Annotated in this window: 11 protein-coding genes, 4 tRNA genes, 2 pseudogenes, 1 riboswitch and 1 other annotated feature; of the genes and pseudogenes, 5 read left to right on the forward strand and 12 right to left on the reverse strand. The window is 39.0% G+C overall.

Annotation, left to right across the window (positions count from 1 at the left end):
- Positions 1-1,611 (forward strand): annotated as a pseudogene (locus tag RG571_RS09190) (ABC transporter ATP-binding protein); the annotation flags it as partial.
- Between the two features lie 380 nt (positions 1,612-1,991).
- On the opposite strand, the pseudogene RG571_RS09195 reads toward RG571_RS09190, so the two are convergent.
- From RG571_RS09195 to RG571_RS09205, 3 genes and pseudogenes are all read right to left on the reverse strand, one after another.
- Positions 1,992-3,544: pseudogene (locus tag RG571_RS09195) on the reverse strand (WD40/YVTN/BNR-like repeat-containing protein).
- A 347-nt stretch (positions 3,545-3,891) separates the two neighbouring features.
- Entirely contained in the window at positions 3,892-6,306 is a 2,415-nt protein-coding gene (gene leuS, locus RG571_RS09200; RefSeq protein WP_114635032.1) for a leucine--tRNA ligase, read from the reverse strand.
- Between the two features lie 150 nt (positions 6,307-6,456).
- Positions 6,457-6,663, reverse strand: a binding site (T-box leader).
- Between the two features lie 69 nt (positions 6,664-6,732).
- Positions 6,733-8,763 (reverse strand): LysM peptidoglycan-binding domain-containing protein, encoded by a 2,031-nt coding sequence (locus tag RG571_RS09205; protein ID WP_104875150.1) that lies wholly within the window; start codon positions 8,761-8,763, stop codon positions 6,733-6,735.
- A 370-nt stretch (positions 8,764-9,133) separates the two neighbouring features.
- Here RG571_RS09205 and RG571_RS09210 point away from each other — a divergent pair, with 370 nt between their 5' ends.
- From RG571_RS09210 to RG571_RS09220, 3 genes are read left to right on the forward strand one after another with little or no spacing between them, the layout of a single operon-like run.
- Positions 9,134-9,790: a phosphatase PAP2 family protein gene (locus RG571_RS09210; RefSeq protein ID WP_131774687.1), complete on the forward strand. Its 657-nt coding sequence runs from the start codon at positions 9,134-9,136 to the stop codon at positions 9,788-9,790.
- A complete protein-coding gene (locus RG571_RS09215; RefSeq protein WP_002285909.1) occupies positions 9,790-10,746 on the forward strand; it encodes a TIGR01212 family radical SAM protein in 957 nt (318 codons plus the stop codon). The genes RG571_RS09210 and RG571_RS09215 overlap by 1 nt, the downstream gene beginning before the upstream one ends.
- Entirely contained in the window at positions 10,746-11,312 is a 567-nt protein-coding gene (locus RG571_RS09220) for a class I SAM-dependent methyltransferase (RefSeq protein WP_308947797.1), read from the forward strand. Before RG571_RS09215 ends, RG571_RS09220 begins: the two co-directional genes overlap by 1 nt.
- A 204-nt stretch (positions 11,313-11,516) precedes the next feature.
- On the opposite strand, the gene RG571_RS09225 is transcribed toward RG571_RS09220, so the two are convergent.
- On the reverse strand, positions 11,517-13,286 hold the full coding sequence (locus RG571_RS09225; RefSeq protein ID WP_002318388.1) for an ABC transporter ATP-binding protein: 1,770 nt from the start codon (positions 13,284-13,286) through the stop codon (positions 11,517-11,519).
- 2 nt (positions 13,287-13,288) lie between these two features.
- Positions 13,289-15,001 (reverse strand): ABC transporter ATP-binding protein, encoded by a 1,713-nt coding sequence (locus RG571_RS09230; protein WP_002318389.1) that lies wholly within the window; start codon positions 14,999-15,001, stop codon positions 13,289-13,291.
- A gap of 111 nt (positions 15,002-15,112) precedes the next feature.
- Between RG571_RS09230 and RG571_RS09235 the strand changes: the two genes are divergently transcribed.
- Positions 15,113-15,781, forward strand: coding sequence for a TetR family transcriptional regulator (locus tag RG571_RS09235; protein ID WP_002328374.1), 669 nt, complete (start codon positions 15,113-15,115; stop codon positions 15,779-15,781).
- Between the two features lie 66 nt (positions 15,782-15,847).
- On the opposite strand, the gene RG571_RS09240 is transcribed toward RG571_RS09235, so the two are convergent.
- The 7 genes from RG571_RS09240 to RG571_RS09270 all read right to left on the reverse strand — a co-directional run bounded on the left by RG571_RS09240 (position 15,848) and on the right by RG571_RS09270 (position 20,095).
- Positions 15,848-16,636: an alpha/beta hydrolase family protein gene (locus RG571_RS09240; protein WP_002339892.1), complete on the reverse strand. Its 789-nt coding sequence runs from the start codon at positions 16,634-16,636 to the stop codon at positions 15,848-15,850.
- An 82-nt stretch (positions 16,637-16,718) separates the two neighbouring features.
- Entirely contained in the window at positions 16,719-18,191 is a 1,473-nt protein-coding gene (locus RG571_RS09245; RefSeq protein ID WP_002318392.1) for an MDR family MFS transporter, read from the reverse strand.
- A 128-nt stretch (positions 18,192-18,319) separates the two neighbouring features.
- The gene (gene metK / locus RG571_RS09250) at positions 18,320-19,513 is read right to left on the reverse strand and encodes a methionine adenosyltransferase (RefSeq protein WP_002289731.1); all 1,194 of its coding nucleotides are present in this window, start codon (positions 19,511-19,513) and stop codon (positions 18,320-18,322) included.
- Positions 19,511-19,590, reverse strand: a riboswitch (SMK box riboswitch). (Overlaps the previous gene by 3 nt.)
- A gap of 188 nt (positions 19,591-19,778) precedes the next feature.
- A tRNA-Glu gene (locus tag RG571_RS09255) sits at positions 19,779-19,850 on the reverse strand.
- A gap of 11 nt (positions 19,851-19,861) precedes the next feature.
- Positions 19,862-19,935: transfer RNA gene (locus RG571_RS09260), tRNA-Ile, on the reverse strand.
- 12 nt (positions 19,936-19,947) lie between these two features.
- Positions 19,948-20,018 (reverse strand) — tRNA-Gly (locus tag RG571_RS09265).
- A gap of 4 nt (positions 20,019-20,022) precedes the next feature.
- Positions 20,023-20,095, reverse strand: a tRNA-Phe gene (locus RG571_RS09270).
- Positions 20,096-20,098 lie beyond the last annotated feature (3 nt).

The following is a 20,098-nucleotide window of genomic DNA, read 5'->3' on the forward strand; positions in this document are numbered from 1 at the left end:
AGAAAACAGGTATTGGACAGCTTTCTTTCAGTGATATCAAACAAGCATTGTTGTTCCCTGTCTTATTGCTGATCGGCTGTTCAGTCTTAAGCAGCATCACTTCATTTATTCAGGAACGGACAATGGCAGCGTTAAGCGAAAAGATCACATTGAGGGTGCGAAAAGAAATCACAAAAAAATTCAAAACATTACCGATGTCGTTTTTTGACAATCATCAAGTAGGTGACATCATTAGTCGGACAACTACCGGTCTCATTCAACTTTCTCAAGTGTTATTGACAGGTTATCAATCAATTTTTTACTTCTGTCGTAACAATAGCTGCTGCCGGTCTGATGCTGTTTTATATCGAAAGCAAGCTTACTTTGCTCGTCTTATTGCTGATCGTTGGCAGTTCAATTGTTACAACTAAGATTGCGAACAAAAACAAACAGATTTCTGAACAGAATCAGTATGAACTGGGTGTTTTAAATAATCGAATGGAAGAAATCTTAGCTGGTAATCTAGTGGTCAAAACATTCAATCAGCAAGCTCATGCAGAAGCTGCTATACACGAAGTAAATAAAAAGCAATACAACGCTTTTAAACGTGCTCAATTTATGAACTTTGCTATCTATCCGGCCATTCGTTTCATTAATCAACTCGCCTTCATCATAAGTGCGGTATTCGGTGCTATGCTTGTTCTATCAGGTGGTGTGACGATCGGCTTCTTACAAGCTTATCTTCAGTACATCAATCAGATTTCTGAACCAATTTCTACCGCTTCTTATGTGATCAACTCGATCCAATCCGCAATGGCAGCAATCGATAGGATATTTGAGATATTAGATGAAACAGATGAAATTCCAGACCTTCCAGATGCAAGACTTTTAGAACAACCGAAAGGAAAAATGGCTTTCAAAAATGTACAGTTTGGTTACACATCAGATAAAATATTGATGAATCAAGTCGATTTTTCAGTAAAGCCAAAACAAACGGTAGCGATCGTTGGTCCAACTGGTGCAGGAAAAACGACTTTAGTCAATCTGCTGATGCGTTTTTATGAACTGAATAAAGGAAAGATCGAATTCGACGGTCTTGATATTACCAAGCTTTCACGTGGAGAACTACGTCGTTCTTTTGGGATGGTTTTACAAAATACCTGGCTGTTTGAAGGAACGGTAGCTGATAATATCGCCTACGGGAAAATGGATGCCACAAGAGAACAAATTATCGAAGCGGCTGAAATCGCACAATGTGATCACTTTATTCGAACACTGCCAGACGGATATGATACGATCATTTCTAGCGAAAACGGCACGTTATCTCAAGGACAGCAACAATTATTGACAATTGCTCGAGTCATTCTAGCGAATCCTCCTGTCGTTATTTTAGATGAAGCAACTTCTAGCGTAGATACACGAACAGAAGCATTGATTCAGCAAGCAATGGAAGCTGTGACAAAAGATAGGACAAGTTTTGTGATTGCACACCGTTTGTCAACGATTGAAAATGCAGACATGATCCTTGTAATGAAGAATGGCGATATCGTCGAAAAAGGAACACATTCTGAACTACTCCAATCACCAACGCTTTATGCCAGTCTTTATAATAGTCAATTTCAGATAGCGTAACAAACATTATCTAAAAAGCTATCGATCATGTATGATTAATCCATGATCGATAGCTTTTTTAAATGTACTAGTGGTGCCACTAGAAACACAAAGAATAATACTAATGATACTTTTTGGATAGCTCCTTCAGTTTCGTTCGGTAAGTAGTGACAACAGTCTTGTCACAATCCCTTTTTACGAATAAACGGTGTTCAAGAGACAACCTATCGGCAATAAGACACGATCTTGTAAAATACGAGAAGCTATTCTTCAAAATCGCTTCTTGTTGCTCTTGTCAACTCCGAATCACGAGTTACACTATTCAACAAATATGAGAAGCTGTTTTTTGAATTTGTTTCTTGTGACTCGGAGCTGAACGTCAGGCTCACAATCTCTCTTCTTTAATCTCCTTGTTCTACTTGCGATAGTTGCTGAACGAATTGCCATGTTTCCCCGTTATCAGTTGAACGGAAGAGGCAGGCAAACATTTTCCCTGCATCGATTGGTCCTTTTTTCAACAAATAAAATTTTGTCTCTAACGTATTCGCGCTTATTTGAGTAACTTCATTTGGTGATTGAAAAAGATCTATCCCCCCTGTCTGATAGTTTTCCGGAATCGACAGAACTGATTCTTTGAATGAGCGTCCTCCGTTATTTGTATAAAACAAACTTTCACGTGTCGAAACAAAACCTAAAGAAGTTGTAACGAAGCTGACATTTTGTACTGGCTGATTGATCATTGTACTTCCACTTTTTATCCAAGTGATTCCGCCATCCATAGTAGTGTAAATGTACAAAGTTTCTGCAGACATCCCACTGGCTGATGTACAGATAAATAGACCATCGTTGCCATAAAATACTGCTTTTCGATAACGTATCGGCTGAACTGATTGGGTGATAATAGACGTTTGCCATGTTTTACCATTATCTCTTGAAGTCAGCAGACGTACATCATCCCCAGAAGAATAGATAAACCATGAGAAATCGGCGGAAATATCATATGTGTTGTCCATCCAATAACCTTCAGGAATCAGCCCCGTTGTCAGGGTGTATTCGCCAAAACGCAACCATTGCGAATCAATCGGCACAAATACCCAATTAGCACCACTATCTGTTGTCATATAGAGAGAGTGCGTCTCTGTATCAAGTTTGAGATCATTTATCTTTTGTGTTGTCAAATTTACCTTTTGCTTAGGATCAGCTAACAACCCTTCATTTGTCTTTTGTATATGCGTATCGTTAGTTGAGTTCATTGTCATGTGAGAAGCAGCATTTATATGAGAAGACATTTTTGGCTGAGTATATCTCCCATAATAGATTGTTCCAGCTAAAAGAATGAGGAAAAAACCAGTGACTAATGTACTCATCTTAGTTGTCAGGTATCCACCAGGCGAAGACTGGCTTTTTTCCCATCTGGGTTCGTTTTCTAGTAAAAAATATGGAATGTGTTCATTCCGAATTTTGATTTGCTTTCGCCTAAGTAGACAGGTAAATCATCAAGTGATCTCAGCAATAACTGGCAATCACTTTTTTGTATCCGAAAAGCTTGACTCGTCGAAGTCTTCTCAAAATAAAGATAGTCATCATCTTGAGAAGTTGGTTTATTATGTAAAAACTGTTGTGCTCTTTGACTAAGCCATTGATCGAAATGACGCGACAATTGATGGTAACGGAGCCAAATAAGTAGAAGAAAAACAATAAGCACAACAATTGTTATTCCGCCAACTCCCCACGAAAAGTGATACAAATTATTTAATTTTTGCATCCCTTCAGCTGAACGGACTACTGCACTCATATGGCGATATAGGAACGATACAGCTCCGAAAAAAAGCAAACCAGAGAAAAATACTAAGCTTAAAAGCTTGAACATTATTCTTTTCGCTCTTTTTTTCGCTTTCTCGATAATTTTTTGTTTAGCTGATAATACTTCGATAATAAATAGTTCTTGATCCATTTGTCTCTCCTTTTCTCATACTTCATTCATTATGCGTCAAAATCCATACAATCACTAGTCCCACTAATAAAAAATTTATGAATTTGGTATGTACTCTCAATTTCAGGTAGTTTATACATCAAAAAATACTAAGATTAATAGACAAAAATTTGATGATTACAGAGATCTCTTACAAGACCATTCAGAAGAAAAAGACATTGAACGTGTTTGAGAACATGAAAATCAAAAACTTTTTGATCAATCAATTAATCAATTTGAAATAACAAAAAATCTGAGACAGAATGAAGTTCATTCTGGACCAGATTTGATTTTGCACAACTCATCAGTCCTTATTGACAAAGAGCCAATTAATTAGCAACGATATTGACTAACTTGTTTGGTACCACAATAACTTTTCTGACTGTTTTGCCTTCAATATATTCTTGCACTATTTCATTGGCTAATGCTGCTTTTTCTAGCTCATCTTTTCCTAAGTCTCGGGGAACATTGCTTTTCGCACGAACTTTACCGTTTACTTGGAAAACAACTTCTACTTCATCTTCAACAAGTGCTGCTTCATCGTATGTTGGCCATGGTGCGTAAGAAATACCACCATCATTTCCAAGGATTGCCCATAGTTCTTCACCCATGTGAGGAGCAATCGGTGCGAGTAGTTGAACAAATCCTTCGATATATTCATAAGGCAGAGCGTCCACTTTATAGGCTTCATTGATAAAGACCATCAATTGGGAGATTGCTGTATTGAAATGAAGATTTTCATAGTCTTCTGTCACTTTTTTCACTGTTTGATGATACACTTTATCAAGCTTGCCATCATTCAATGTAGTGATACGGTCACGCATTTTATTGTTCTCATCAACGATCAAACGCCATACACGATCCAAGAATTTACGGCTTCCTTCTAAGCCATTTTCGCTCCAAGCAATCGAAGCATCTAATGGCCCCATGAACATTTCGTACATGCGCAGTGTATCTGCACCGTAAGTTTCGACCACATCATCAGGATTGACTACATTACCACGAGATTTTGACATTTTTTCGTTGTTTTCGCCTAAGATCATTCCTTGATTGTATAGTTTTTGGAATGGTTCTTTTGTAGGAACAACACCGATATCGTATAAGAATTTATGCCAGAATCGTGCATATAGTAAATGAAGTACCGCATGTTCTGCTCCACCAATGTAGATGTCAACTGGTAGCCAACGCTTCAACTTTTCATAATCTGCTAGTTCTTTTTTGTTATGAGGGTCGATATAACGCAGGTAATACCATGAGCTTCCTGCCCATTGTGGCATTGTATTCGTTTCGCGACGGCCTTTTTTACCTGTTACAGGATCAACGACATTGACCCACTCCTCGATATTTGCTAATGGAGATTCTCCAGTACCGCTTGGCTTGATGTTTTTTGTCTTAGGCAACCGTAATGGTAGCTCTTCTTCTGGGACAGCTGTGACTGTTCCGTCCTCCCAATGGATGATTGGGATTGGTTCACCCCAGTAACGTTGACGGGAGAATAGCCAGTCACGTAAGCGATAGCTGACTTCTTTTTTCCCTACGCCATTTTCTTCTAGCCATTCATTCATTTTATCGATTGCTTCTTGTTTGTTCATGCCGTCTAGAAATTCAGAGTTGATGTGCGTACCATCTTCTGTGTAAGCAGCTTTTTCAACATCTCCACCTTCGATAACTGGAAGAATTTCTAGTCCGAAAGTTTGAGCGAATTCAAAGTCACGTTCATCATGTGCCGGAACAGCCATGATAGCTCCTGTGCCGTATGAAGATAATACATAATCGGCGATCCAGATTGGGATTTCCTTGCCATTAACTGGATTGATTGCATAAGCACCAGTAAATACTCCTGTTTTTTCTTTTGCAAGATCTGTTCTCTTTAGATCTGATTTTTTAGCTGTCTCTTCGATATAAGCTTTTACAGCAGCTTTTTGTTCAGGGGTCGTAATTTCTCTAACAAGATCTAGTTCAGGTGCAAGAACCGAGTAAGTTGCACCGAATAGAGTATCTGGTCGTGTCGTAAATACGGTATAGGATTTATCCGTACCAGCCACTTTAAATTCAATATTTGCTCCTACCGAACGACCGATCCAATTTCTTTGCATTTCTTTAATGCTTTCTGGCCAATCAACTAATTCTAGATCATCCAATAAGCGATCAGCATAAGCAGTGATTTTCAGCATCCATTGGCGCATTGGTTTTCTGACTACATCATAGCCACCACGTTCACTTTTCCCATCGATCACTTCTTCATTTGAAATAACTGTTCCTAATTCAGGTACCCAGTTTACCGCTACTTCTGCTTCATAAGCTAGACCTTTTTCATAAAGCTTCGTAAAGATCCATTGTGTCCATTTATAATACTCCGGATCAGTTGTATTCACTTCGCGATTCCAGTCATAACTAAATCCTAAAGAATTGATTTGGCGTCGGAATGTTTCGATATTTTTTTGGGTAAACTCAGCCGGATCGTTTCCTGTATCTAGCGCATATTGTTCAGCAGGCAGACCGAATGCATCCCACCCCATTGGATGCAGTACGTTGTATCCTTGACTTCTTTTCACACGTGAAAGGATATCCGTTGCCGTATAACCTTCAGGATGCCCTACATGTAGCCCTTGACCGGATGGATAGGGAAACATATCCAGTGCGTAAAATTTTGGCTTTTCAGGATCATCATGGGTGTTGAAAGTATTCGTTTTTGCCCAGTATTTTTGCCATTTTTTCTCAATTTCTTTATGATTGTAACTCATTTGCTGTCCTCCTGTTCTATTGAAAACACTTGTTTCTATTATAAATATAACGAAAAAACCGGCAGAATCTGTTTATTTTTATTTCCTTTTGCTTTGGTTTTTCAAACTTCACAAAAGAAATAAAAAAATCCTATAAAAAGATTGCTCTTTTTATAGGACGTAATCTACGCGGTACCACCTAATTTTACCTTAGTGAAAAGGCCTCGAACGTTGTAACGGCCGTCACCGCCGCTTGCTTACTCGGGTATTCAGCAAGGGCAACTCAAAGGCGAGTTCAAAAGCATCCGTGCACATTCTCACCAGCCATGCGCTCTCTGAAACTTCAGTCTTTTTACTACTTCCTTTTCAAGTGTTGTCATATTTAAGTAGCCTTATAGTAACAAATATTTTTGTGGAATTCAATCGTTATTTCTTCGAACAGCTATTTTATTTAGCTACAATCAATGTTTGACCTGGATAAATAAAGTTGTTCTTAATATTGTTCCATTCGATTAGTTGAGCCATTGTAATTCCATGACTGTCAGCAACACTCCAAACAGATTCTCCAGATTTCACAGTATAGGTTTTCGAACCAGTAACTGATTGTTGGTTTGTTGATTGAGATGAACCTTTCTTCACAATCACTTGCTGTCCTGGATAGATAAAATTATTTTTGATATTATTCCATTCGATTAACTGATCCATCGTGATATGATGTTTGTTCGCTACGCTCCAAACTGACTCGCCCGCTTTCACGGTATACATCGTATTACCAGTGGATGATGTACTTGTCGTAGCAGACGTATTCGGTGTATTTGGTTTCGCTGCAGAAGTAGTTGAACCTGTATTTGTATTTGCCGAAGTTCCACCTTTAACGATCAATTGCTGTCCTGGATAAATGAAGTTGTTTTTGATATTATTCCATTCGATTAACTGATCCATCGTGATGCCGTTTTTATTTGCCACGCTCCAAACAGATTCACCTGCTTTCACGGTATAAGTGCCTTGAGACGAACTGCTGCCAGTATTAACTGAACTGCTGTTATTTGTATTGGTTGACGAACCTGTATTACCTGACGTGCTGTTTGTTGATCCACTGTTTGAAACAGTCAGTTGTTGTCCTGGGTAGATAAAGTTATTTTGGATATTGTTCCATTGGATTAGCTGAGCCATCGTAATTCCGTATTTATTTGAGACGCTCCAAACAGAGTCTCCGGCTTTAACTGTATATTTCGTTCCTGAAGCTGTATTAGAAGAACTTGAGCTGGACGAACTAGAGCCACTTGTATTCCCAGTATTTGAGCCAGTATTTGAGCCAGTATTTGCTCCAGCATTAGAAGAACCGCCATTTGATACGATTAGCTGTTGTCCTGGATAAACGAAATTGTTCTTGATATTGTTCCATTCAATCAATTGAGCCATCGTAATTCCGTGATCATTTGAGATCTTCCAAACAGAATCACCAGATTGAACAGTGTATTTCGCACCAGTTGTTTGTCCTCCGTTTGATGTACCAGCATTTCCTGAAGAATTGGTATTGTTACCGGAATTATTCGTCGAAGAGCCATTTTCCTGGCTACCTTTGATTGTCAGTTTTTGTCCTGGATAAATGAAATTGTTTTGGATGTTGTTCCATTGGATCAATTGATCCATTGTGATACCGAATTTATTTGAGATTCCCCAAACAGAATCACCAGATTGGACAGTATAAGTGGTCGAAGTTGCTGAACCTGAGTTTGTATTACCAGAATTGCTTGAACCGCCAGTACTACCTGTACTTCCAGTATTATTGCCACCTGTAGTCGCTCCACCGCCTGCGTTTCCGCTAGCTGGTGTATCATATTGGGTCAATCCGTAAGTTGCGATGATATTATTTAATTTGCCTGCGTAACCAGGATCAGTCGCATAACGCCCTGTCAAACAAGCTGTCGCATCTGTATAGGATTTCGTGTTGCTCTTCCAAGTACCGGCATAGTAATAACCGTTGCCAAATGAAGTATTTCTAAGTACATAGGCATTGTCATTGAAAGATTCAGCAAAAGAAGGATATTGTCGGAAAGGCTCCTTTTTATTTACCCATTGATTATTTAAAAATTCAAGCGTATCCATGTAGACGGTTTGTCCTTGATAGCTGCCTTTTATCCCAAAAAGATTATAATAAGGTGCTTGAGATAACGCACTACTGCCCCAACCGCTTTCTACAACTGCTTGTGCGATCATCACTGATGCATATAGATCGTTGGCTTGAGCGATTGGTTGAGCATAAGTAGCAATTTCTGTGATAAATGCCGCTGTATTGATTCTTGCGCCGAACTGAACAGGTGTTTCATCCGCTTGAACAGGAACCGGCTGTACTAATGGGGCAGCGACAGAACAGCCTACCATCGCAGTTCCCACGATTGCTGCCCCTCGTTTTGCTTTTCGAAAACGTTTGGTCTGTTCTAAACGTCTCCGTTCTTTTCTTGCAATGTTTTCCATCTTCTATCCTCCAACTTCAATTTATCTATTATTAATAATTATAACTTCTCTTAATATTTATTAAAAGTTATTTAAGAGCTTTGTTGTTTTTTGTAATCATATTGTAATTTACCGTAATGAACAACTTCTGTTCATTTTCAAGTTCTTCCTACGTCTACGTTCTTGTTTAAAAGGATTTCGAAAAACACTGATTTTATTTCCCTAACATTTCATTTGCATTACCAAAAAATGTCTTTCCGATTACAGTTATTTTTTTTTATAAGAATATTGGTTATTCAAAGAGGAATCATACATTGGTTTTATCTCTTTACCGTTTTTTTCGCTGGACCAAAAATGCTATAATAAGTCATTGCTTCAAAGGAGGAATTGTATGAAATATAAAACATCATTTCAGGTGGCTGGTAGCTTCTTTCTTGCCCTGTTTTTCATTTTGGGCTGGATCGTAAAGTTCCATCTGTCGTGGCTTTCTGGTTTCGATCAGTGGTTTACAGGCATTGTCAGAGCTTCTTATCCTGATCTGAACAGCTACCAACTCTTTATGACTAAATTCGGTAATCCTCTTACCGTCATCATTTTATTTGCTTGTGCGGCTTTACGGATGTGGTATAAGAAAAAAAGGGCAGAAACATTTTGGTTCGTTTCTGGATTTATTGTAATTGCTGGAATCATCAACCCGGTGATCAAACTATTTTTCATGCGAGAGCGTCCTTCATTGGCGCACTTAGTAGTTGAAACAAGTTACAGTTTCCCTAGTGGACATGCAGCAGGCAGTATGATTCTTTACGGTTCTTTACTATTTCTGCTTCCAGCTTTTGTTCAAAAAAGAACCTTACGCACATTGCTTCAATTGCTGATGGTGTTTATTATAGTAAGTGTCGGGATAAGCCGCATTTATCTGGGCGTTCATTTTCCTACTGATATCATCGGCGGCTACTTACTCAGTCTTTCTTGGCTGTGCCTGACTTATCCAGTGTATAGAGAAAAAAGAAAACAAATAGATAACTCTTACAGAAAGAAGGACTTTTAATGACTTTTCCTTATTCAGAAGGAAATAAAAGATATCATTCTTGGAATTACGCTTTACGAAATGAGTTTGGCGGGAAAATTTTCAAGGTGCCTATCGATGGAGGGTTCGACTGTCCGAATCGAGATGGGACTGTTGCCCATGGCGGATGTACTTTTTGCAGTGTATCTGGTTCGGGTGACATGATCGTTGCACCTGAAGACCCTCTTCCAATCCAATTCCAGAAAGAAATCGACATGATGCATCAAAAATGGCCTCATGTCCAACAATACATCGTTTATTTCCAAAATTTTACAAACACCCATGCGCCAGTTGAAATAATCAAAGAACGATTTGAGCAAGTAGTCAATTTACCAGGTGTCGTAGGATTATCAGTCGGTACACGACCGGATTGTCTGCCAGATGAAGTAGTTGATTACCTTGCTGAACTGAACGAGCGGATGTATTTATGGGTAGAACTTGGATTGCAAACAACTTTTGAAGAAACTTCAAAACTGATCAACCGAGCACATGATTATCAAACTTATTTAGATGGCGTGGCTAAATTACGCAAACATAATATCCGTGTTTGTACGCATTTGATCAACGGATTACCAGGCGAAAGTTTAGAAATGATGAAAGAAAATGTCAGACGCACCATTTTAGATTCAGATATCCAAGGAATCAAGCTTCATTTGATGCATCTGATGCGCAAAACGAGAATGTTGCGGGACTATCATGAAGGTCGCCTTCAATTAATGAGCCGTCCTGACTATGTCAATGTCATTTGCGACCAGCTGGAAATGATACCAAAAGAGATCATCATCCATCGTTTGACAGGGGATGCGCCGTGGGATTCCTTGATTGGACCAATGTGGAGCTTGAAAAAATGGGAAGTCTTGAATGCAATTGATGAAGAACTTCTTCGCAGAGATAGCTTCCAAGGAAAATATGATGTACGGAAAAAGGTGAGCGTCTGATGTTGCAAACTGCTTTGCATTTCAGCCATACATTACTGCAAGAAATCTTGCAACCAGGGGATCACGTCGTAGATGCAACGATGGGCAATGGCCACGATACGGTTTTTCTAGCAGAACACATCGGAAAAACTGGTCATGTCTATAGTTTCGATATCCAGCAACAAGCAATCGATGCTACTCGTGAAAGGCTAGAACAGCGTCAGTTAGAAGAACGTGTCTCATTGTTTCTACAAGGCCACGAAACTTTAGGAGAAGTGATAGCTGAACAACAAAATCTCAAAGCAGGGATTTTCAATCTAGGGTATCTCCCAAAAAGTGATAAAGCAATCATCACTATGCCAGAGACTACACGCACAGCTATGGAAGAAATATTGAAACGACTTGTGCCTCGCGGACGATTGATCCTTGTCGTCTACTATGGTCATGAAGGTGAAGAAAAAGAACTGGATATGGTTGATTCTTTTTGTTCCAAACTGCCACAGGAAACATATAATGTGCTGAATTATCGGTTTATCAACCAAAAGAACCAGCCGCCTATTTTATATTGTATTGAGAAAAAAAGATAAATAAAAAACGCAAAACATAAATGATATGTTTTGCGTTTTTTTCTCTAATACTCAGGTTAAGGCGTTGATTTCATAACCTCTTTATTCACGGTGCTCAAAAGCTTGCATCTGCGGTAATAAGTCCAACCAAATCAAAAACATGAGAAGCTGTTTTTGATTGGCTGTTCTTATTACTTGATGCAGGACAGCTTTTTCACAACCTCTTTATTCAAATACAAATTGATTATGATAAAGTTCCGCATAAAATCCATTTTCTGCTAATAACTCGTGATGACTGCCTTCTTCAATGACTTCCCCATCACGCAAGACAACGATTCTATCTGCATTCAAGATTGTTTTCAGCCGGTGAGCAATCACAAAGCTGGTTCTTCCTTTGATTGCTTCATCCATTGCTTTTTGGATCCTTGCTTCTGTTACCGTGTCTACATTACTTGTTGCTTCATCCAAAATCAATAAAGATGGATTTGTGATGATCGTTCGAGCAATACTGATCAACTGCTTTTGACCTGTACTGAATAAGTTATTTTCTTCGGATATCTCTGTATCATAACCTTTTTCTAACGTCATGATGAAGTCATGAATATTCGCTTGTTTTGCTGCATTGATGACTTCTTCATCTGAAGCGTCCGGTTTGCCGAATGTGATATTGTCTTTGATCGTTCCGGAGAACAATACAGATTCTTGCAAAACGATTCCTACATGTCTACGTAATGCATCAAGATCATAATCTCGGATATCTATTCCATCGATGACTACTGAACCATCATTGACATCGTAAAAACGGTTTAGCAGATTCATGATCGTCGTTTTCCCCGATCCTGTTGGACCAACAAGAGCAACCATTTCTCCTTTGTCCACATTGATCGAGACATCTTTCAAGACTAGTTTTTCTGGAGAATAACCAAAATCTACGTGCTGCAACGCAAGACCTTTTTCAACACCATCAAATGCTTTACCGTTTTCTGGTTTGACTTCATCTTTTTCATCAAACATTTCATTCAATCGTCTTGCCCCTGTAATCGCTAATTGGATCATGCTGTATCCAGATGAAATCTGCATCAGTGGTTGGTAATATTGTTGTGAATACTGGACGAATGTCACAACTAAGCCTAATGCCACCGAACGTTCCAAATCACCATTTAATGCTAACCAGCCGCCGAAAAAGATAACTATCGCTGTATTGACCAGTGACATTCCTTGCATCATCGGAAATAGTAGACCAGAATAAGCTTGTCCTTTGAAGGTTGCTTCGCGAACACTTTGATTATGCTCTAAGAATCCTTCAATCGTTTCTTCTTGTAAGCCATTTGTGATGATGACACGTTGTCCGCTGATTTTTTCATCCATATAACCATTTAGTTTCCCCACTTCATCTTGCTGAAGATCCACATATTTCCGTGCTTTGCGGATAATCAAGACAGCTATCAAAACGGCTACTGGAGTGGAAGCAATTGTAGCCCAAGCTAACTCTACATTTTGGCGGAACATCATGATCAAGATCCCGACAAGTAAAACAGCATTCGTGATGACTTGAAGCAAAGCTTGGTTCAAACTATTTTGAATATTATCTAAGTCACTGGTAAAACGACTTAAAATTTCACCGTCTTGATGAGAATCAAAGAAACGGATCGTCAATTTTTCCAATTTGTTGAATAGACCGATACGCATTCGGTTCGTTGACTTCCCTACTACTTGTGTGAACAAAATACTATAGATAAAGTTGGCTGCACTAGCTAGTACATAAAACAGCAAGAGTTTCCATATTACAGAAACAAATTTGCTTTTATCGTCTACGCCTTGCATCAAGCCTCCTACGTAATTAGCTAATTCTTGAAAAGCTTCCCCGATGTATTGAGGTGCCTTTACTTGTAGATAGGTAGCAATGATCACTGTGATAAAGATAAAGAAAAAGGAGAGTTTGTACCGCTTCAAATAGTGATAGAAAAATTTACTTGCTTTTATTAGATCAGTCATACTTACTCCTCCGTTCCTTTTTGAGTTTCAAAGATTTCCTGATAGACACGGTTTCCAGCTACCAATTCCTCATGGGTTCCTTCGCCGACTAATCTGCCTTCATCCAATACTAAGATGCGGTCTGCTTTGACAACAGAAGCAATTTTTTGTGCGATGACAATCGTCGTTGTTCCCTTCAAATCTCGATCGAGTGCTTCTCGGACCAGCTTTTCAGAGCGAGCATCCAATGCACTCGTACTGTCATCTAGGATCAAGATCTTTGGATTACCGATAACGCCACGAGTAATGGATAAACGTTGCTTTTGACCACCAGAAAAGTTACTGCTACGTTCTTCTACTGGTGCTTCGTAACGATCAGATAACTTTTCGATGAATTCTTTTGCTTGAGCAATAGAAGAAGCATGTTCCATCTCTTTTTCTGTTGCATTCTTTTTCCCTTGACGCAAGTTTTGAGCAATCGTTCCTGAGAATAAAATTGCTTTTTGCAAAACAAAGGACACCGTTTGTCTTAAACTCTTTTCATTTACTTGACGAAGATCTACACCACCTACTTCAACTTTGCCTTCTGTCGGATCAAATAGACGAGGGATCAATTGTGCTAGTGTTGACTTCCCGGCACCAGTCGCCCCGACGATACCAACCATTTCTCCAGGTTTGATAGAAAAGCTGATATCTTTAAGCGTATCTGTATCCTCACCAGGATAACGAAAAGAAACATGGTCAAAAGTGACAGAACCCGTCAACTCTTGTTCTGGAACGTCTAAATAAGTAAGATCTGGTTCAGCATCTAAAATTTCCGCAATCCGCTTCAGCGATACGGCTGCTCTTGAAGTCATCATCATCATCATTCCGCCAATAATGATTGCCATCATAATCTGCATCAAGTAGTTCATGAATGAAGCAATTCCACCAATTAACGTAGGATCATCTTTAACAAGATCGCTCACAAAAAAGATCGCCCCAACCACAGCCAAATTGGCAGCCAGCATGAAGGACGGGATCATCACAGAAAATAATGTACCGACTATGATGTTGTGTTTTGTTAAGTCCTCACTTACTTTGCTGAATGACTTCAATTGGTTTTCTTCTTGTACAAAAGATTTCACTACACGAATCCCTAGTAAGTTTTCTTTTGCAATGCTATTCACACGATCAATCAGTTTTTGAATGATCATGAAGTGCTTGCCCATCCTTGTAAATGAAAGTGCCGTAATCAGAAATACCGTAACGATAAGCGCTACGATGATCCACCATAATTGCGGCATCGTGATCATAGCTAAAATGAAGGCACCAATAAATAAGAATGGAATTCGAAAAAGTGATTGCAAAGAAATCATCACTAAATTTTGGATTTGCGTGATATCATTTGTTAGACGAACAACAAGATTTCCAGCAGAGAACTGTTCGATATTTCCAAATGAAAATGTCTGGATCTTTCGAAATGCTTCTTCTCGGATATCTGCACTTACGCCTTGAGCTACTTTTGCAGAGAAAATCGTGTTCGTTACACCTGCGGCTAATCCTAGTAAAGCCAGACTGATCAGGTAAATACCAATTGTTTTCATTTCATCATTATCTTCTGTAATAATAGCTTCCAATACTTGCTGTAGTAACTTAGGTTGCCATAATGCTGCTGCAACCATGACTGCTACGGACAGCAAGGAAATAAAAACAGCTACTTTATATTTTTTCGCATGTCGTAAGATTAATTTCATTCGTTGATTACACCCCTTTGTTTAAATTGACAGGACTAATTTAACACTGTAAAATTAGTCCTGTCAATTTACCATGTTTAAAAAGATAATGCAATACACGAGGTTGATAAAATGGAAATAAAGCTTTCTCAAGCAATCATCATTCAGGCCGCCTTTGATATCCTGGCTGAAACACAAGCTCTTTCGCAGCTTTCCATGCGAAACATCGCAAACAGAATTCATGTTCAAGCACCTGCTTTATATTGGTATTTCAAAAACAAACAACAGCTCTTGCAAAAAATGGCTGAAACAATGGAAGAAGAATTAGCGCTTCCAGATCCAACTTTGCCTTGGAATGAACAGTTGCTGCAGTATATGGAAAATTACTATGACCTTTATACACGTTTCCCTTGTGGGGCAGAATTAGAAATCAATACTGTGCCCGCTTTTCCGAGTCGATTAGAACATTTGGAGCAAATGATCCAATTACTTGTTCGTGAAGGATTTTCAGTCACCCAAAGTCATCAGGCCATTGCCTCTCTCCACAATTTATTGATTGGACAGTTAATGGATCAGCAGCATGAACAGCAGCTTCGGCAAAAGATTATGGACGGAAATGAATTTTTGAAAGAAACAGTTCTATTTATGCGTAATTATGTAGTTGAAAATCAATTAGAGGGATTTAAAGAAAATATGCAGTCCCATGCAGAATTGAATGAAAAAGCACTCTTTCTAACGAGTGCACAAACCTATATTGAAGGCTTATGCCAACAAAATAAAAGAAGAGAAAACGAGCAGTAAAAAAGCTCCTATAGAGATCACTATGTTTGTGATCTCTATAGGAGCTATCTTTTTAAGACTCTTTTTTTATTTTTCTTCCATTAGCCACGCCAATGCACGTTGAATCCATTGGTCCCAGAAGATCCAGTTATGATCGCCAGGTCCTTGTTCAAAGGTGACCGCCAAGCCTTGTTCCTGCATAGCAGATACCATTTCCTGATTTGCCTGATAAAGAAAATCAGATTCCCCACAAGCCATATAAAATCTTGGAACTGGTTTTCCGCTTTTTACTAGTTCTTTCAGTAAGTATTGCGGATCATTTTTTGAACCTTCGATTTGATCCAATGGTCCAAAGATCCCTTCCCAAAAAGCTACTTTACGAACCATCAAAAGATCATCCATTCGATTCCCTACAGAAACAGCGCCTGAAAGAGAGATTACTGCTGCGAAATTTTCTGATTTTGCAAGGCCTAGTTTTAACGCGCCATATCCGCCCATCGATAATCCGGCGGCATATGTTTTTTCTCTTTTTCTTGTTAATTGCGGGAATAATTCATGACAAATCTCAGGTAGCTCTTCTGCAATGAATGTCCAATACTTCATATCATAAACTGTATCTGTGTACCAGCCAAGATCAGTAGATGGCATGATGACAGCTAATCCGTAGTCTGCTACATAACGTTCAATCGACGTACGTCTTTCCCATACACTATGATTGCCACCCATTCCATGAAGTAAATATAAAACAGGTATATCCGTTGTCTCTTGCTCTGAACTGGTGCCAATCACCTTTTTTGTTGTTTGCGGTAGTATCACATTTAGATTGACTTCCATTTCTAACACATTCGAATAAATATTTGCTTGAATAAATGCCATATTTTCGCCTTCCTTAGTAAGAAGTTATTTTTGAATAACTTTAAATTTGAATGATTCGGCTATGTACATATCTTAACCGAAACTACTGTTTTATTTTACCACTTTTTTCATGAACGAAAAGCGTTAAGACCAAAGCAATGATCACGAGTAACAAGCCAACTAGATAAACGGAATGTAACCCATCATAAAGAATTTTTCTTAATGGTAACAAAATATCCGCATCAATATATTTAGCCGTTTGTGGATTCACCAGTTTATTCATGATATCTGCATCATTTGTTAAATTTGCTGCTGCAAGTTCTCGTTTAGTTACCCCATTTATCAATAAACCAAAAATAGAAACCATGACTGTTTGACCAATTGTTCGAACTAACGTATTAAAAGAAGTTGCTACACCAAGCTGGTCACGAGATACACTATTTTGTGCACTGACAGTCGAGGTAGTCATGGTCACACCTAAGCCTATACCGATGACCGTTGATATAGCAAAAAACCATAAATAGTTACTTCTGAAAGGCATAAGATACAACCAAGCGCCCCCAATAGCTGCGATTAGTAGTCCAATTCTCAAGACCCAATGAGTTTTCATTTGAGTCATCCACTTGCTTGCAAGGAAAGAACCGACCATCCAGACTAGTGATAATGGTGCTAATACCAACCCACCAATTGCTGCATTCAGTCCTAATACACCTTGCATCCACATAGGAATATAAACATCGATTCCCATCAAAAAACCACTAGCCAATGCTGCAGCCAAGTTTACCACAACAAATAGTGGATTTTTGAATAAATGCATCATGATGACAGGATCTTTAGCTCTTTTTTCAGCAAAAATAAAAACACCCAACAGTACGATACTGCCTAGCAACAAAGCAGAAACAAGCGGACTCATTCCCTCGTCTCCTAATAATTGGAACCCTAACAGCAATGAGACCAGCATAGCCATCAAACTAAAACTACCAAAAATATCCATTGGTTTAGACTCATGTATGATTTTTGGTTCATTTAAATATAGCCAAATCAAAATAATTAATAGAATACCGATCGGCACATTGATAAAAAAGATCCAGTGCCAGCTGATCGTTTCAACGATGAATCCTCCCGCAAGCGGTCCAAAAACACTGGCAATCCCCCAGGCTGAACTATTCAAACCTAAAACTTTTGCTCGCTTTTCAATAGAATAAAGATCGCCGATGATCGTCAAAGCTACTGGCATCATTGCCCCAGCACCCATCCCTTGAATCGCACGAGCAGCAATCAACCCAATCATGCTTTGAGATAAACCGCAAAATAACGAACCGATAATAAACAATAATGTCCCAAAAATAAAGATTGGTTTCCGTCCCACTTTATCCGCAAGTTTTCCGTAAATCGGAGTAAGCATAGCGTTTGTCAGCAAATAAATCGAAAATACCCAGTTCATGATTTCCATTCCATGTAATGAACCGACAATCGTTGGCATAGCGGTTGTTACGATTGTACCTTCAATAGCCGTCATGAACGTTGCAATGAAAATACTCACTGTGACCAAAGTAACATTTGTTTCTTTTTTCATCTTATTCCTCCCTTTCATTATGACAGGATCTAAAAATAGATAAATAATTACTATCTTTTTCAAGAGGTTAACTGCCATAAAAAAGCTGGAACAACCACCACTTGGCGATCGTTCCAGCTGAATATAACTTATTTTGCTAAACTTGCTTTCAACGCATCTACTTTGTCCGTATGTTCCCAAGGCAAATCTACATCTGTACGGCCAAAATGACCGTAAGCAGCTGTTTGTTTGTAAATCGGACGACGCAAATCAAGCATCTCGATGATTCCTGCTGGCCGAAGATCGAAGTTTTCTCTCACTGCAGCAATCAGTTCTTCTTCCGGAACCGTTCCAGTACCGAAAGTATTGATTGAGATCGAAACAGGTTGAGCAACACCAATCGCATAAGCTAGCTGTACTTCTGCTTTGCGAGCAAGCCCTGCTGCAACAATGTTTTTAGCAATATAACGTGCAGCATAGCTGGCAGAACGGTCAACTTTTGTCGCATCTTTACCAGAAAAAGCACCGCCACCATGACGAGCATAACCGCCATACGTATCAACAATGATTTTTCTTCCTGTTAATCCGGCATCCCCTTGAGGACCACCAATGACAAATCGGCCAGTCGGATTGATATAATATTTCGTTTGATCATCTAATAATTCAGCTGGAATAACTTCCTTCACTACTTTTTCGATGACATCATGACGAATTGTTTCATTATCTACTGCATCATCATGCTGTGTTGAAATAACGATTGTATCTACGCGTTCCGGTTGTCCTTGATCATCATATTCAACCGTTACTTGAGATTTTGCATCTGGACGTAAATACGTTAATTCATTTGATTTACGCAAATCTGCCAAGCGGCGTACCAGACGATGACTCAAAGCGATTGGTAAAGGCATCAATTCTGGTGTTTCATCTACAGCAAACCCAAACATTAAACCTTGGTCGCCAGCACCAATCTCATCTAATACGTCTTTTTTATCTTCATCCCGGATCTCAAGTGCTTCATCAACTCCTTGAGCAATATCAGGAGATTGTTCATCAATCGCAACCAATACAGCTGCTGTATCTCCATCAAATCCGAATTTTGCACGTGTATAACCAATTTCTTTTATTGTTTCCCGTACGACTTTTTGAATATCTACATATGCCGTCGTAGATATTTCTCCAAATACTAAAACAAGACCAGTTGTTACAGACGTTTCACACGCTACTCGTGCTGTTGGATCTTGTTTTAAAATTGCATCCAAGATTGCATCACTGATTTGGTCAGCAATTTTATCTGGATGTCCTTCAGAAACAGATTCTGATGTAAATAAGTGTCTTTCTACCATTATAATGATTCCCCCTAGTTAAATTCGGTTACAAGGCATCTCCGTCCTGCGGATCCTTTCGGGAACTTGCAACGAACCAAGTATAGCAGATAAAACAGTTTTCTGCTCGTATTTTTTCATTTTTTTGCTTAAAAAATATAAAAATATTTTACATTAGAACTGTCCAAAAAAGCTTAGCACAATCATCCATAAAGATAACTCTGCTAAGCTTTTTAAAATCATTCTTTCAGATAAAAAGAAAAAGATACTCAAAAAGTATCTTTCATGACCCGTACGGGATTCGAACCCGTGTTACCGCCGTGAAAGGGCGGTGTCTTAACCGCTTGACCAACGGGCCAATAAAATAAATGGGCCTAAATGGACTCGAACCATCGACCTCACGCTTATCAGGCGTGCGCTCTAACCAGCTGAGCTATAGGCCCATAAAAACTAAAAGCGGGTGACGAGAATCGAACTCGCGACAACAGCTTGGAAGGCTGTGGTTTTACCACTAAACTACACCCGCATAATGGCGCGGGACAGAATCGAACTGCCGACACATGGAGCTTCAATCCATTGCTCTACCAACTGAGCTACCGAGCCAAA

Source organism: Enterococcus sp. FR204 (genome assembly GCF_031143325.1).
GTDB classification, from domain to species: Bacteria; Bacillota; Bacilli; order Lactobacillales; family Enterococcaceae; genus Enterococcus_B; species Enterococcus_B faecium.